This is a genomic window from Pleomorphomonas oryzae DSM 16300, assembly GCF_000422965.1.
Taxonomy (GTDB): domain Bacteria; phylum Pseudomonadota; class Alphaproteobacteria; order Rhizobiales; family Pleomorphomonadaceae; genus Pleomorphomonas; species Pleomorphomonas oryzae.
On sequence record NZ_AUHB01000010.1, the window covers coordinates 142,953 to 158,582 of the forward strand.

Sequence of the window (15,630 nt, forward strand, 5' to 3'; positions counted from 1 at the left end):
CGCAGCGGCCGTCAGGCCCGGCAACAGCCCCTCACCTCACCGGCGGCAGCACCACCTTGTCGGCGCGGCAGGCGTGCCGGTCGACCTCGTCGCAGGCCCGGAAGCCGAGGTCGCGCGTCAGGCAGATGCGCACCTCGCGCAGGCGCCGCCCATCGCAGGTGACGGCGACACCCTCCGGCTTCAGCCCCGGATTGGCAGCGACGAAGGCGGCCTCCACCTCGGCAGGCGACACCGTCTTGTAGCTGTCGATGTGCTGGAAGGCGGCGGGGATGCGCACCGTCTCGCGCGCCGCGCGGATCGTCTTGAGATAGTCGGCCGGCGCAAGGCCGGAACAGGCGCCGTGCTTGCGCCACTCGTGTCGAACGAGGCCATCGGCCGGCATCAGGTCGGAGAGGCCCTGGATATCAGCCTTGCTGGGGAAAAGACTCGTCGGGCAATCCTCGGGATAGCCGCGTTCATATTGCGGCCAGAGGCCATGCACCAGGAAGCCATAGCGGCGGCCGCCCTCGCATTGTGCATCTTCCCGCTTCCCGCCCTCCGCCGCGCAATAGCTCGGCGACCAGGTGAGCGACAGCAGATAGAAATCGAAACGCCCCGGTACGTCCTCGGCCAGCGCGGCGGCCGGCCAAAGCACCAACAGCGCCAGCAGCAGCCGAACGAAGCGGCTCGTCATTTCAGAACCTGACAGTCGGCGCCATAGACGTAATAGGGATCATGGCCGGATAGGCAGAACTCGACGTTCCAGCCATAGCCGGCGAAGCCTTCATCGGCCGAGACCACATAGTAAAGCGCCGTCGGCCGTGCCGAGGTCAGTTCGGCGCGGGCGGCGCAGTAGCGGCGATCGATGGAGCTGAAGCCTTCGGTCACCAGCCGACGCTCACCCACCCGATCGACAGCGGCGATGGTCACACCGTCTTTCCAGGTATGCGCCTCGGCCCAAGCCTGACGACCCGACAGGGTGGAAAGCACCGAGGCGTCATCGCAAGCGGGAAGCTCGCCGGCGGCGGCCATGACGGTCGAACAGCAAAGCGCAAACAAAGCGGCGGTAAGGCGCATGATCGTCCTCGAATGAGCGAGAAGAGAAGCGGCAAATCAGTTCAAAACAACAGGATCGCAGCATAATCCGGCGCCCCAGCTTGTCGACCTGATTTTTGGCTGGGTCGGGCGAACCGCCAAGAGCGGTGCCCCCTGCGGTTGAAGCGGGCCGGTCCGCACGCCACCTTGTCAGGGTCGACGGTAACCAACACAGGGAAGGACGACGATGAAACCACGCATTTCCATATTGACGCTGGGCGTCGAGAATCTGGAACGGGCCGTCGCCTTCTATCGCGACGGCCTGGGATTGCCCACCGAAGGCATCGTCGGCCGAGAGTTCGAGCATGGGGCCGTCGCCTTTTTCGATCTGCAATCGCAATTGAAGCTGGCCGTCTGGGCGCGCGACGATCTGGCCTTCGACACCGGCTTGTCAAAGACAGCTCCCTGCCCGACCGGCTTCACCATCGGCCATAACGTCGGCGACAAGGCCGAGGTGGATGAGGTGATGGACCGGGCGCGCGCGGCAGGCGCCACGATTCTCAAGCCGGCGCAGGATACCTTCTGGGGCGGCTATGCCGGCTATTTCCTCGATCCGGACGACCATGTCTGGGAGATCGTCTGGAACCCCGCCTTCATTCCCCTGGAGTGAGCTGGTTCCGGCTTTCCGCAGGCTATTGGGGACGGGCCAACAGAACTCGCCCGTCCCATTCGGCATCGATTGGCGCATCGGCCCGCAACGGCAGGCTGCCGCCGAGAGCCTGCACCAGCGCCTGCCTCGGCGCATTGAGATCCGGCTGGGTCGAAACGAACGTGCCGAGCGACAGAGGATGAAGGAGACGCTCTTCCACCACCGAACCCGTCCAGAGCGGCGTTGCGTCGGCCAGCTCCTTGTCGGTTGCCCAAAGTCGAAGGACGAGCCGCGATGTAACGGGCGCCTCCGAGAGGCGAACCAATGTGAGAGCCGGAAGCCGCCCGCTGTCAAAAAGAGGGATTACCGGGAGAGCGGCGGCGTCTGAAGAGGAGTTCAGCCAGATTGCAGCACTCGTCAGAGACCAATCGGCGGCAGACTTCCATCCCTGTTGCTGCAAGATAGCCTGCAAGGCGCCAAGGCTGCCCGCCCACTGGACCGTCAATGGTTCTTCCTCCTCGCCCGTGAGATCAACCCGCCAAATGGGAAGCGTCTGCCAACCCGTGGCCTCCCAATCGGCAACGATCTCAGGCTTCACCTCACGAACCGCATAACGCTGAACATCGACGGCATGGCTTTGAAAAATGTTGGCTCCTCCGGCAAGGATGAGCCCGGCACAAGCCGCGACCAGTAGGGACGGCGAGCCTATTCGTTCGGCCGGCCGGCGCAGATAGAAAAGTCCCAGCAGCATCAGCCAGGCCGACCCGAACGCGGCTCCACCGACCACATCGGAAAACCAGTGCGCGCCGAGATAGAGACGTGAAAAAGCGATGAGGACAATCAGCGTGGCGCCCCCGAGGGCAACCGGCACCTGCAGAGCCGGACGCAGCCCACGGGCAATCAGGAATGTCAGGAAGCCATAGAGCACCAGATTCGTCGTGCTGTGACCGCTTGGGAAGGAAAAGGCGCTCCAGCCCGAATAAAGCAGCTCGTCGGGTCTCGCCCTGTGCAGCGTGACTTTGATTACCGTGTTGAGCGCCGACGCCCCGGCGACGGCCACCAGCCAGAACGCCGCCGTGCGCCAGGCGCGCTCCCAGGCGAGCCACAGGAATACGATGGCCGTCATCGCCACCACGACCTTGGTGTCGCCGAGCTCGGTGATGCCGATCATCAGGGTGTCGGTGACCGGCGAGCGCAAGTCCTGCAGCGCGGTGTAGATGGCACGATCGGCAACGACCAGCGGCTCGCTATTGGCGACATCCTCGAGAATACCGAGGAACACCGTGGCGGCGCCCGCCAGAGCCGCCAGCATCAGGGCGACGATCCGCGCTTCCGAACGCTCCGGGTCGAGCAGGCTTGCGACGACGCGGCCGAACCGGCTGTCACGGCCCTCAGCCCAACTGCGGACATGGGCGATCGCGGCGCCTAGCAAAGGGACTGCCCGCCTCACCGCCCAGCCCACCAGACGCCAGACGACCCAGCCCGTCGCGATGACGATCACCAGCAGGATCGCCACCGGTTTTGCCGCTTTCCCCAGCGCGCGGAAGCTGGCACCAAACAGAACGGCCGGAAGAATATGCGCCGGTGCCCAGACCAGGGCCGAGGCAACGTTGACGGCATAGAAGCGCCACACCGGCAGTCCGAGCATGCCAGCGAGAAGCGGCACGAAAGCGCGGACCCCCGGGACGAACCGGGCGATGAACACGCTCTTATCGCCGTGCTTCTTGAAGAAGGCCTCGCTCCGCTCGATCAGCTCCGGGTATCGGTTGAGCGGCCAGCGCCCGAGGATCGCTCGGTGATACCTGTGGCCGAGCCAGAAGGAGAGGCCATCGCCGACGATCGCCCCTGCGGTCGCGGATATCAGCAGCGGCCACAGCTTCACGACGCCACTTGGGACGAGCGCGCCAAGGGCGAGGATCACCGCCGTACCCGGAACAACCACGCCGATCAATGGGATCGACTCGGAAAAGGCGAGCAGGAACACCGCGAGATAGGCGATGAGCGAATGGGCGCTGAGCCAGTCGGTTACCGATGAGATCAGAGATTCCAAGTCTACTGTCCTAGAGGATGCTGGTCATCAGACGGTCGGCTCTGGTGCCCTCACGTTACACCCAGCGAACGAAGAACGCGGCGACAATCCCTGCCGCCCCCCGTCACGTCATCACCGCCGGCACCGGGCGGCGCAGTGAATATGGCATCTGTGGACCATGACCAAATCGCATGACGATGTCGGGACGCAGACCCGGCTCGCCGACCAGAGATGCCAGTTCGGGGCGAAGGCGCGCCACCTCGACGGGTTGGTTGATGAACGCGTGCTTGAGCCCGAGCATTGTCGCGGTAAGGGCGAAGCGCTGGCAGGCCCGGCCCACCCTGATCCAACTCTGGATATCCGCGCGCTCGGCGAGAAAGATGGCGATTCCGGACGAGGAATCGATCTGCTTGGCATATTTGTCGTTTTCGCCGGAGGCCGTGAAAAACGCATCGAAGGCAAGTCGACCCGCGAAGTCCGGAAGGGTGGGGTTGCCACTTGCCGGCGCGTAGAGGCCGTCTCCTGTCGCCATCGCGCTACGTGGATTGAAGCGCAGCCACGTCTTGATCTCGGCCCGAAAGGCCGGATCTTGCATTTGCACTTCGTTGCCGGCGACCACCAGGTCGCGGATCTGATTGATGCGCGCTCGTTCCTCGATGATGATCAGCCGCACGCCATCGGTCTCGGCAGCCTGGCGCAGGGTGTCGAGATCGGACGCCGGGACGGGCTGCCCGTCGTAGAGCGCGCGGGTGGTCTGGCGCTGGGCAATCGCCTGCAGCAGCGGATCGGGCTGCGGCGTGCCGAGCCCATAACTGTAACGCAGGCTGCCGTCCGGATTGCTTTCCAGCACGCCATGCACGCCGATCGCGGCCCCTGCAATGACCAGATTCTCAGCCGCGCACCCCAGACTGAGGAACAGATGATGGTTGTCCGGATCGACCACCGGCGTGGCCCGAGACAGATCGGGCAGGATATTGATCGCTGTCTCGGCGACCTGAAACCGCCACGGCTGCGTGTTGTGGCTGTTGGCGGCGAGCGTCGCCAAGCGAATGAGTTCGGGGACAGCGAAATCGATGGGAATTGAGCGCAAAATAGTACTATAGCGCCCATAAGCTCCAGACGAACCGGTCGCCGCGTGCAGCCCCGCACCTCCGGCACCGACCAGCACGGCGAGTCCACCAAACCCCATGAGCAGGGACCGTCTGTGCATCTTCTGATCTCCGGATAGCTGAATCCGGCTGTTGGATGAGTTTTACTTGATCTGAAAGACCAAACAGCTCACCCCACACCGAACGGGCCAAGCTGTATCACCAGTTCATGGCGGAAGATCAGCACGCTCGGCGGAAATAGGAAAATCGGCCACTTTCCAGTCATCAATAGCAGGGCCGATCCGTTGTGTTGAAATGTCGGCGAGACCGGGACTAGTTTGCAGGAGACTTGTATGTCCAACGGGGAACCAAACGGAGCCGATAATAGACAGAGCTTTTCCAGTGAATCTGATTTCACCAAAAAAGCTCTGGATTAAACATTGCAATTCAGGCAGCCCTGCGCGCTGGACATCGCCAACGCGCAGGGCTTTCCCGATCTTACGCGGCGCGGATCGAGCCGAGGAAGTTGGTCAGTTCGTGCCGGAGGCGCTCGGCATTCTTGCTGAGCTCGGAGGCCGAGGCCAGCACCTGCGTCGCCGCGCTGCTCGATTCGCTGGCGGCCATGGTGACGGAGGTAATGCTTTCCGACACCGTTCCCGTGCCGATCGAGGCTTCCTGAACGTTGCGGGCGATCTCCTCGGTGGCAGCATTCTGCCCATCCACCGCGCCGGTGATCGACTTGGCGATGTCGTTCATCGTCTCGATGGTGGTGCCGATGCCATGGATGGCCTCGGCCGCCTCGGACGTGGCCGACTGGATGGCGCCGATCTGGGCGCCGATCTCGGCCGTCGCCTTGGCGGTCTGGTCGGCGAGCTGCTTCACTTCGGCGGCAACGACGGCGAAGCCCTTGCCGGCCTCGCCGGCGCGAGCCGCCTCGATGGTGGCATTGAGCGCCAGAAGGTTGGTCTGCCCGGCGATGTTGTTGATCAGCTCGACGACAGCGCCGATCTTCTCGGCGGCAGCGGCGAGCCCCTTGACCTTTTCATTGGTGCTCTCGGCCTCGACCACCGCCTTGGAGGCGATCTCGGACGACTTCTCCACCTGGCGGGCGATCTCCGCCACCGATGACGACAGTTCCTCGGTCGCCGACGCCACGGAGGCGACGTTGGCCGAGGCCTGCTCGGCAGCGGCGGCCACCGAGGCCGACTGGTTCTGCGTGGAGTCGGCGAGCGACGTCAGCGACTTGGCAGACAGCTGCAGCTCCGTGGACGCCGAGGCGACCATCGTCACGATGTCGCCGACCGCGTCGTCGAAGCGCTGGGCCAGATCGTTCATGTCGGCGGCCCGGCGTTCGCGGTCGACGCGCTCCTGGTCGGCCCGTTCGGCGCGCAGCCGCTCGGTCTCCAGCATGTTGTCGCGGAATACCGCCATGGTCTTGCCGAGGGCGCCGATCTCGTCGCCACGCTCCACATAGGGCGCTTCGATCGAGAACTGGCCGTGGGCCAGCGCCATCATACGCTCGCCGATGACGCTGAGCGGATGGATGATGCGCCGTTGCACCACCATGGCGATCAGGATGGCCAGCGCCAAGGCGCCGGCGAACAGGCCAAGCTGCGTCCACAGCGACCAGGTGGCCTGACTGTTTGCATCCACGGCCTTGGCTTGGGCGATGGCCAGCGCGGCATTGGCGACATTGAGCAGGGCCGTCAGTCGCGGTGCGTTGTAGGTGCTCCAGCCAAGGGTATCGGTGTCGGGTTTCTGTCCGCCGATCACCGTCTTGAGCAGCGCCGTCTGTTTCTCGATGGCGCCGGAGCTGAAGTAATCGCGGTCGGCGGCGGCCATCGCCTCGGCGAAAGCCGGCGGCAGATCGACGCCTGAGGACATGTCCTTGATGGTCTTCCAGGCGACCTGAGCGGAGGCCATGTTGTTGAGATAGGATTCCAGCCCGTTCTCCGGCACGCCGATCGGGCCGAGCGCATTGGCCGTCAGGCCGGACGCCTCGCCGGCCGTGTTGCGCATCACCCAGCCAAGCGCCTTGATGTCGAGCAGCCGGTCGATCAGGCCATCGGCCAGACGCACTTCTTCGGCGATCTTGGCGGACGCCGACGACAACTGGTCGATCATCGCCGTCGAAGCCTTGGTATAGTCGTCGGCCAGCGACGCCTGCCGGCTAGCCTTGTCCTGCTTGAAGGCTTCTTCGGTCTTGGCCTGCAGCGCCTTGAGGGTGTCGGCCTTCTCGCGCAGCGACTTGGCGAGCTGCGCACCATCGGGCAGATCGGCCGCCTCCAGCGTGGCGATCGCCGCCTCGATGGCCGGCATCTCGATACCGCGCGCATCGGAAACTTGCTTGACGTAGCCCTCAAGCCCCTGATCGGCCTTGATGGCTCGGCCCGTGCTGCTGCGGTCAATGCGCAGGTTCGGCAAGGCCTGGAACATCTGCAGCGAGGCCCGAGCAACCGTTTCGATACGGGCCGCCGTCCGGGCATTCTGCCAGGAGGTCCAGGCGCCGAACCCCAACTGGAATAAGATGCCGGCGACCAGCACGGCGATGGTTATTCTCAGGGTCAAGCTTACGGTCAGACGGTTCATGTGAGCCTCTCGATGAAGACGCTTAACGCTATCAACAATTTATAGAGGAATACTTAATTCGACCTCGATAAATATCGCCCTGTCATCTTTAACGAGCGTAGCTTGCGCGAGACTCTTGTTCTGCTGTGACCGGCAGCAAGATCTGGGCGTAGAAATACCGATTAAGGCACGTAAAAGACGTCGGTCTCGGGATCCTCGAATGCCTCTGTCTCCCGGCCAGAGACAAATTCCGTTTCTGCCACGCTGTAGAGACTATGCAGAACTTCATCGACGTCCTTGGCGTAGAACGGCTTCTTCAGGAAGAACTCTACGCCGATGTGCGCGGCCGCACGGCGAATCGCCTCGTCGTTCTTGCCGGACATCAGCACGACGTGGGCATCGCCCGAGGAGTAGAGAATCTCCCCCGCGGCTTCGAGCCCGTCGATGCCCGGCATTTCCACGTCAATAAAGGCGAGATCGAACCGGCCGTCGCGGAACAGGCGGATGGCGTCGGCGCCGTTGGCAGCTTCCTCGACGGCAAGCTTGAATCGGCTGTGCTCGATGATGCGTTTGACCACCGTGCGAACGGTGGCGCTGTCATCGACGATCAGCACGCGGCGCGACTGAACCATCTTGATGACGCGCAGCAGCATCATGGCCACTTTTTCCTTGTCGAACGGCTTGGCCAGCAGGGCATAGGCACCGCGCGCCTTCAGTGCCGCCAAGGTGGCCGGTCGCATGTCGGTGGAGATGGACACCACGATCGGCGGACGGCGACCGCCGAGCACGGCATCGAACCTGTTCAGCAATTCGATACCGTTGATGTTGGGCATGTTGAGGTCGAGGAACAGAACGTCGGGCACGCTGCGCAACAGAAACCGCCCGGCTTCCAACACGCTGGCGCATTCGAACACACGGCAGTCGGGCGCGATCTCCTGAATCTCCTTGCGCAGCTGCGTGCGGATGATCGCGGAATCATCGACAATGAGGGCTCTGAGGTTCAGCATCGTCTCTACCCGTCAGGCAGCGGTCGCAGCTCGCCCGAGGCGGCCGTCGCATTCGGCGGCCACCTTTTCGAATAACCGCACCAGGTCCGGATCGAGCTTCGTTCCGGCCATGGATTTGAGGATGGAATAGGCTTCGTCGAACGGCTTGGCCGGCTTGTAGGCCCGCTTTTCCGTCAAGGCGGCGAAGATGTCGCAGATGGTGATGATGCGGGTGATGTCGTCGATCTGTGGCGCCGTGATGCCGTTCGGATAGCCGCTGCCGTCGAGATACTCATGATGGTCGCGCGCCACCCGGGCGATTTCGCCGCAGGTGTGCTCGTCGCGGATGAGGATGTCGTGGCTGTGGAGGACATGCCGCTGCATGATCTCCCATTCGGCCGGGTCGAGGCGGCCGGGCTTGTCGAGGATTTCCAAGGGGATCATCGCCTTGCCCACGTCGTGGAAAAAAGCCGCGTCGAACAGCCGCCCGGTCTGCTGGTTGCCGGCGCCCAGCACCCGGGCGAAGGCCAGCGTATAGCCCGAAACGAGCGAACAATGCTGGGCGGTGCCGTCGTGGTAATTCTGGATCAGCTCGATCCACACCGACATCGGCGACTGACCGATCAGCGCGCTCATCGCCCGCCGCTGCTGATGGGACTCCGCGAGCTTGGGGGCCACCGGATCGGCCCGGAGCCGGCTGAACAGGTCGACCACCGTGTTGGCGATTTCAGTCGACATCGACGCCCGCATCGCCGCGGTCTTCGACGCCTGATAGACGGCGTTGGGATCGACCTGGGCAATCAGGCCGACCAGGCTTTTCACCGTCTGGTCGGTGGTGACGTTGATGAAGGAAAAGCCCGCCTGTTCGAACAGCGCGAAGCTCTCGGGGTCCATATGGCTGAGGAACAGGATCGTCCGGTCCCGTTGAGCGCCGACCAGCCTGGAAAGATGGGTCGGCGTGTGCAGCTCAGGGCGATAGCGCCCTGTGACGGCCAGAATATCCTGCTTTTCCGCCGTGGCGGCCTCCTCGGCCGGCAGCGCCGCCCTGTCGGCGGTAAAGCCCTGCGACAAAAGACCTTGCAGGCAGGTGTCCGCCTCACCACCAAGCTCGCCGAGGAGGTGAACGCCGATCCGAGGTAGGGCCATCTGACTTTTTGCCGTATCCGCCCCCATCGTTCTGTTGTGGCCTGGTCGAGCCGTGCCCTCACAGCCTTTTGAGACGCGACGAGCGTTTCTCCATGACCGAAACCGAGTGTTGCCAAGCCCTTGCCTGCCTCGACGATCCGCAGGGCGACTGCCAGGTCGGCAGCAACGGCCCCTGTCCTTCGCGGCACGGCGGACGGCCCAACTGTGCCCTTCAACCTGTGAAGCGGCCAGGGAGGTGATCACCGGAGATGATCGCCAAGCGAAAGCATTCCCGCCTTGATGGGAAAAGTCGCCTCCTCCATCAACGCGTTCTAATCTATGCACATTGAGAAATTATTACTCGGATCTCGTAGAACCCGTTAATTCAGTTGAGAGTTTTCCATTTGGCGACTTCGAAATGCCAACCCGTTGATCGGTCTACGGTTTGCAACGGTCACTCAACTGGACCGATAGCCCAACGGGACGGCCTGAATCGTCAACCGTCCTCGGCGAGCCGCAGAACCCGGCCGCCGGCGTCGCTATCTTCGGCGAGCAGGCGGGTCAGTTCCGGCAGAATGGCTTCGGTCTCGTCGGCCAGCGTATACGGCGGATTGGCGATCAGCACGCCGGCGCCGCTGAGCGGTCCGTCGCCCCCCGGTTCGCGGATCCACTGCTCGATGGCAATCAGGCGCGGATAACCCACCTTGGCCGCTTCTTGCAGGAAGGCGTCGACGGCGGCGACATCCTTGATCGGATACCAGATCATCAGGCAGCCGGTGGCAAAGCGCTTGTAGGCATCCTGCACGGCCCGCAGCAGGCGGTCGAACTCGCCGGCCTCCTCGAAGGGCGGATCGACGATGACGAGGCCGCGCCGTTCGTGCGGCGGCAACTGGGCGCGCACGGTGATGTAGCCGTCTTCCGAACTGAGGCGCACCCGCCGGTCGCCGGCATAGAGCGCGGCGAGCGTCGCCGCGTCCTGCGGATGCAGCTCATTGAAATGATAGCGATCCTGCAGGCGGCCAAGCGCCGTGGCGATGGCCGGCGAGCCAGGATAGAGGAGAAGATCGTCGCCGCCGTTGACGGCGCGCAGCGCCGTGAGCCAGGGCGCCAGCCAGTCGCTGAGCGCCGGCGACAACCGCGCCGCTCTGATACGACCGACACCGCCCTGCCATTCGCCTGTTTTCAGCGCCTCGTCAGCGGCAAGGTCGTAGAGCCCGATGCCGGCGTGGCTGTCGATGACGCGATAGCCGGAATCCTTGCGGGCGAGGTAGGCGAGGATGCGCGCGAGCACGGCGTGCTTCAGCACGTCGGCAAAGTTTCCGGCATGAAAGGCGTGACGATAGTTCATGGCGCGAGAGCTAGAACATCGGCCTATTCGACGGCAAGGAAATTCTCCATTGCCGCATGGATGCCGCATGGCTGCCCTAACTGCAACCCAAGTTCGCGGTCGAACGTTGAGTCTCAGATGAACAGCCTATGAACGGCAGGTTCAGACCCCGCTCAAGGGAACGATGCGATAAGCACGATCACAGGAAGCCCGTCGGCTTGGCCGACAAAGACAGGAAGCCCGTCGGCCTGGCCGACAAAGGAGTGAAGATCAAGATGTTAAAATCCCTGCTGTCGATTGCCGCGCTCACTGCCGCAGCGACCGTGGCTGCTCCAGCGGTGGCTTCCGCCTCGCCTGCCCAAGTCACGGCCAACGTCAACCTTCGGGCCGGTCCGGGCACCCAGTATTATCCGGTGGTGGTGCTGCCAGCCGGCGCGCCCGTCGAACTCTACGGCTGCCTGCAAAGCTACACCTGGTGTGATGTCGCCTATGGTCCAGACCGCGGCTGGGTGTCGTCGCGCTATCTCTCAACCTTCTACAGCGGCCCGGTTTACCGTCCCCGGCCCTACCGGTCGGTGCCCTTCCTGACCTTCAATTTCGGCTACTGGGACAACCACTATACGGACCGGCCGTGGTATAGACATCGTCCGCGCTCGGATTGGGACGGTGGCCCGGACTGGGGACGCGATCGTCCGGACTGGGATCGCCCGAGACCCGATTGGAATCGGCCGCGTTCAGAATGGGATCGGCCGCGTTCGGACTGGGATCGCCCTAGGTCGGATTGGAATCAGCCGCGTCCGGACTGGGATCGAGACCGCCCGAGGACAGATTGGAATAGGGACCGAGATGAGAATCGAAACCGTGATCCGCGTCGCGATGGCAGGCCGGTTCAGCCGGGCTGCCAGCCCGATCAACCTGATTGCGTATCCATCTCGGGCAGCCATTGACCGGAGATAAACCGCGATGAGGATGCGATATCTAGCCGCGCCGCTTTGTCTGGCGGGCCTGATTTCCTCCATGACCGGCGCGCTCGCCGCGCCGGCCGAAGTTCTGGCTGCGGTCAATCTGCGCACTGGCCCCGGCGCGCAGTACTATACGATCGTGACTCTGCCGCCCGGTACGCCGGTGGAGATCTACGGCTGTCTCAACGACGATGCCTGGTGCGATGTCGGCTACGGCAACACGCGTGGCTGGATATCCTCGCGCTATCTCGGCACCGTCCGCAACTGGGCGCCGGAAGACCAGATCATGCGGCCGCCGGTGTTCTCGCCGCCGCCGATCTACCGCGAACCTCCCGTCTACGCCAATCCGCCGCCGGTCTACCGCCAGCCGCCGCAGGACGCCTATCCCGGTGACATCTACATCGAGCCGCCGCCGGTCTACGTTTACCGGCCGCCGGCCGACATGGGACCGGCCATGCCGGATCTGCCCCAGCCGAATGTCGGCGTCTACAGAGTGAGGCCGGGAATGCCGCGCACCGCCGCACCGCCGCCGGTGGTAACGGGCCCACCGATGCCGGAGCTTCCCCAGCCGAACGGGACCTATCGGGCTGCACCGCAGACCGCGCCCCGGGTGGCCAGTACGCCACCGGCCACCGTACGCCCCGCGCCCACCGCGCCATCGACCACCGTGACACAGCCGACTGCACCTGTAACCCCACCCGTCGGGACGCAGCCGACAGTGCCCAGTGTGACGCAGCCGCCCCCCACCGTGACGCAGCCCGCCGCACCGTCGGTCGCCACCTCAGCCCCGCAGGCGACACCGACCGCGCCGGCCACCGAGGCCAAGCCCAAATATGGCAGCGCGCTCGGCAAGCCCGGCGCGCCCTGCAAGTGGGTGAACGGCGTCTGCCGCAACGACTGACGACCAGACACGGATGACAGGGGCAACCCTGTCGTCCTGCTGCCATGCTCTGACCGCAGTGAGTGTGATAAGTTGGTCGTTCGCTCCCGACACCGATGAGTCCGCCATGGCACCCCGCAAGCCCGCTTCAGTTCCCAACACAGATTCAGGGCCCGATAACGACCCGGCACTCGGATTTTCCGAGATGCCGCAGACGCCGTTTGAGCCGGTGCCGATCGAGACGTCCTTCTCGGACTGGCTGAAGGATGTGTCGGAAGAGGCTACCAAGCCCCTGCCGTCAGACTCGCGGATCGTCGAGGAAACCATCGCCAAGCCCGGCAAGCGCAAGCCGAAGGCCGAGCTGACCTCGCGCAAGTCGTCGCGCGGCGGCTCGCTGGGCGGGTCCACCGATCCGAAGACGCGCGCCGCCGGCGGCCTCAATCCCGTCGCCGGCATGTCGGTGTCGATGGAGGAGGCCGAGGCGCTGCCGCTCGGCGGCGTCACCGCCACGGTGAAGGCGCTGGAAGAGATGATCCAGAAGGGCCGCGACATCTTCCGCGATGGCCAGCCCTGGGTGCCGCACCGACCGGAGCGTCCGCCCAAGTCGGAAGGCGGCATCCCCTTTCGCCTGTCCTCGGCCTACGAGCCGAAGGGCGACCAGCCGACCGCCATCGCCGATCTGTTGTCCGGCATCCAGCAAGATGACAAGACGCAGGTGCTGCTGGGCGTCACCGGCTCCGGCAAGACCTTCACGGTGGCCAACATCATCGCCGCCACCAATCGCCCCGCCCTGGTTCTGGCGCCCAACAAGACGCTGGCCGCCCAGCTCTATTCCGAGTTCAAGAGCTTCTTCCCCGACAACGCCGTCGAGTATTTCGTTTCCTACTACGACTATTACCAACCGGAAGCCTACGTTCCCCGCACCGACACCTATATCGAGAAGGAATCGACCATCAACGAGCAGATCGACCGCATGCGCCATTCGGCGACGCGTGCCCTGCTCGAGCGCGACGACGTCATCATCGTCGCCTCGGTGTCCTGCATCTACGGTATCGGCTCGGTCGAGACCTATACCGCCATGACCTTCGGCCTGGAGGTCGGCAACCGCATCGACCAGCGGCAGCTGCTCGCCGACCTCGTCGCCTTGCAATACAAGCGCGCCGATGTCGGCTTTGCGCGCGGCACCTTCCGGGTGCGCGGCGACACCATCGAAGTCTTCCCGGCCCACTTGGAGGACCGCGCCTGGCGCATCTCGCTGTTCGGCGACGAGGTGGAGTCGATCACCGAATTCGACCCGCTGACCGGCCACAAGTCGGCCGACATGAAGTTCGTCAAGATCTACGCCAACTCGCACTATGTGACGCCCAAGCCGACGCTGGCCCAGGCCATCAAGTCGATCAAGACGGAGTTGCGCGACCGCCTCGTCGAACTCAACGCCCACGGCCGTCTCCTGGAAGCGCAACGTCTCGAGCAGCGCTGCACCTTCGACATGGAAATGATGGAGGCGACCGGCGCCTGCGCCGGCATCGAGAACTATTCCCGCTATCTGACGGGACGCGCGCCCGGCGAGCCGCCGCCGACGCTGTTCGAATACCTGCCGGACAATGCCTTGGTGTTCATCGACGAAAGCCACGTCACCGTGCCGCAGATCGGCGCCATGTATCGCGGCGACTTCCGCCGCAAGGCGACGCTGGCCGAATATGGCTTCCGCCTGCCCTCCTGCATGGACAACCGTCCGCTGCGCTTCGAGGAGTGGGACGCCATGCGGCCGCAGACGGTCTGCGTCTCGGCCACCCCCGGCGGCTGGGAGCTCGACCAGTCGGGCGGCGTGTTCGCCGAGCAGGTGATCCGCCCCACCGGCCTGATCGACCCGCCGGTGGAGATCCGTCCGGCCCGCACCCAGGTCGACGACCTCCTCGGCGAAGTGCGACAGGTGACCAACGCCGGCTACCGCACGCTGGTCACCGTGCTGACCAAGCGCATGGCCGAGGACCTCACCGAGTATCTGCATGAGCAGGGCATCAAGGTCCGCTACATGCACTCCGACATCGACACGCTGGAGCGCATCGAGATCCTGCGCGACCTGCGCCTCGGCGCCTTCGACGTGCTGGTCGGTATCAACCTGTTGCGCGAGGGCCTCGACATTCCCGAATGCGCGCTGGTCGCCATTCTCGACGCCGACAAGGAAGGCTTCCTGCGGTCGGAAACCTCGCTGGTCCAGACCATCGGCCGCGCCGCCCGTAACGTCGACGGCAAGGTCATTCTCTACGCCGACAGGATCACCGGCTCGATGGAACGGGCGATGGCCGAGACCAACCGCCGCCGCGAGAAGCAGGTGGCCTACAACGTCGCCAACGGCATCACGCCGGAGAGCGTCAAGCGGTCGATCGGCGACGTGCTGAACTCGGTCTACGAGCAGGACCACGTGCGCGTCGACACCGGCCTCGCCGAGGAAGGCGAGATGATCGGCCACAACCTCAAGGCCTATATGGCCGACCTCGAAGGGCGCATGCGCAAGGCTGCCGCCGACCTGGAATTCGAGGAGGCGGCCCGTTTGCGCGACGAGTTGAAGCGGCTGCAGGCAGCCGAGCTGACCATCGCCGACGACCCGATGGCCCGCCAGAGCGACGTCGACGCGGCCGGCGGTGGTTTTACAGGCGGCAAGAAATACGGCCGAGCCGGCAACACGCCACCCTCCCGCGTCCGCAAGAACAACCTCGACGAAATGACCGTCGGCCGCACCGAAGTGCCGCTCGGCAGCGAACCGCCCAAGCGCCCACCGCCCAGCACGGCGGCGGGAACCGTGGCCGGCAAGAAGCGCGGGCGGTGGGGGAAGTAGGCGAGAGCTTGCGATCCACTCGTACATATCAGGTGCAGTGCGAAGATTGCCGTTTCGCGCTGATTGCGAGCATCTGGCTGCTCGACTCCCGTTTATACTCGAATAGATCTGGCGATTTGTCCTGATGCGCTCGATTGCGGGAAACGCTACCCTCCTGGGTTGA

The 15,630-nt window shown here is 64.3% G+C and carries 12 protein-coding genes; 4 read left to right on the forward strand and 8 right to left on the reverse strand.

Features of this window, described 5'->3' with window-relative positions; genetic code table 11:
- Positions 1-31: 31 nt before the first annotated feature.
- Both G522_RS0116890 and G522_RS27335 read right to left on the reverse strand, forming a co-directional pair.
- Positions 32-673, reverse strand: a complete 642-nt coding sequence (locus G522_RS0116890) for a ribonuclease T2 family protein (RefSeq protein WP_026792053.1) — start codon at positions 671-673, stop codon at positions 32-34.
- Positions 670-1,056 carry a hypothetical protein gene (locus G522_RS27335; RefSeq protein WP_051228720.1) on the reverse strand — a complete coding sequence of 129 codons (387 nt, stop codon included), beginning with the start codon at positions 1,054-1,056 and terminating at the stop codon, positions 670-672. The genes G522_RS0116890 and G522_RS27335 overlap by 4 nt, the downstream gene beginning before the upstream one ends.
- Before the next feature lie 205 nt (positions 1,057-1,261).
- Here G522_RS27335 and G522_RS0116900 point away from each other — a divergent pair, with 205 nt between their 5' ends.
- Positions 1,262-1,684: a VOC family protein gene (locus tag G522_RS0116900; RefSeq protein ID WP_026792054.1), complete on the forward strand. Its 423-nt coding sequence runs from the start codon at positions 1,262-1,264 to the stop codon at positions 1,682-1,684.
- A gap of 22 nt (positions 1,685-1,706) precedes the next feature.
- Here G522_RS0116900 and G522_RS0116905 read toward each other — a convergent pair whose 3' ends face one another.
- The 6 genes from G522_RS0116905 to G522_RS0116930 form a co-directional block, all read right to left on the reverse strand.
- Positions 1,707-3,713 (reverse strand): bifunctional DedA family/phosphatase PAP2 family protein, encoded by a 2,007-nt coding sequence (locus G522_RS0116905; protein WP_026792055.1) that lies wholly within the window; start codon positions 3,711-3,713, stop codon positions 1,707-1,709.
- A gap of 103 nt (positions 3,714-3,816) precedes the next feature.
- Positions 3,817-4,902: an Acg family FMN-binding oxidoreductase gene (locus G522_RS0116910; protein ID WP_026792056.1), complete on the reverse strand. Its 1,086-nt coding sequence runs from the start codon at positions 4,900-4,902 to the stop codon at positions 3,817-3,819.
- A 376-nt stretch (positions 4,903-5,278) separates the two neighbouring features.
- Positions 5,279-7,369, reverse strand: a complete 2,091-nt coding sequence (locus G522_RS0116915; protein ID WP_026792057.1) for a methyl-accepting chemotaxis protein — start codon at positions 7,367-7,369, stop codon at positions 5,279-5,281.
- A 161-nt stretch (positions 7,370-7,530) separates the two neighbouring features.
- Complete coding sequence (locus G522_RS0116920; RefSeq protein WP_026792058.1) at positions 7,531-8,355, reverse strand: response regulator; 825 nt, start codon at positions 8,353-8,355, stop codon at positions 7,531-7,533.
- Between the two features lie 12 nt (positions 8,356-8,367).
- Positions 8,368-9,480, reverse strand: coding sequence for an HD-GYP domain-containing protein (locus G522_RS29095; RefSeq protein ID WP_051228721.1), 1,113 nt, complete (start codon positions 9,478-9,480; stop codon positions 8,368-8,370).
- A 475-nt stretch (positions 9,481-9,955) separates the two neighbouring features.
- Positions 9,956-10,807, reverse strand: a complete 852-nt coding sequence (locus G522_RS0116930; RefSeq protein WP_026792059.1) for a 23S rRNA (adenine(2030)-N(6))-methyltransferase RlmJ — start codon at positions 10,805-10,807, stop codon at positions 9,956-9,958.
- Between the two features lie 197 nt (positions 10,808-11,004).
- Between G522_RS0116930 and G522_RS29665 the strand changes: the two genes are divergently transcribed.
- The 3 genes from G522_RS29665 (at position 11,005) to uvrB (ending at position 15,467) form a co-directional block, all read left to right on the forward strand.
- Positions 11,005-11,733, forward strand: a complete 729-nt coding sequence (locus G522_RS29665; RefSeq protein ID WP_169453546.1) for an SH3 domain-containing protein — start codon at positions 11,005-11,007, stop codon at positions 11,731-11,733.
- 16 nt (positions 11,734-11,749) lie between these two features.
- The gene (locus G522_RS0116945; RefSeq protein ID WP_026792062.1) at positions 11,750-12,649 is read left to right on the forward strand and encodes an SH3 domain-containing protein; all 900 of its coding nucleotides are present in this window, start codon (positions 11,750-11,752) and stop codon (positions 12,647-12,649) included.
- Between the two features lie 106 nt (positions 12,650-12,755).
- A complete protein-coding gene (gene uvrB / locus G522_RS0116950) occupies positions 12,756-15,467 on the forward strand; it encodes an excinuclease ABC subunit UvrB (RefSeq protein ID WP_026792063.1) in 2,712 nt (903 codons plus the stop codon).
- Positions 15,468-15,630: the final 163 nt, after the last annotated feature.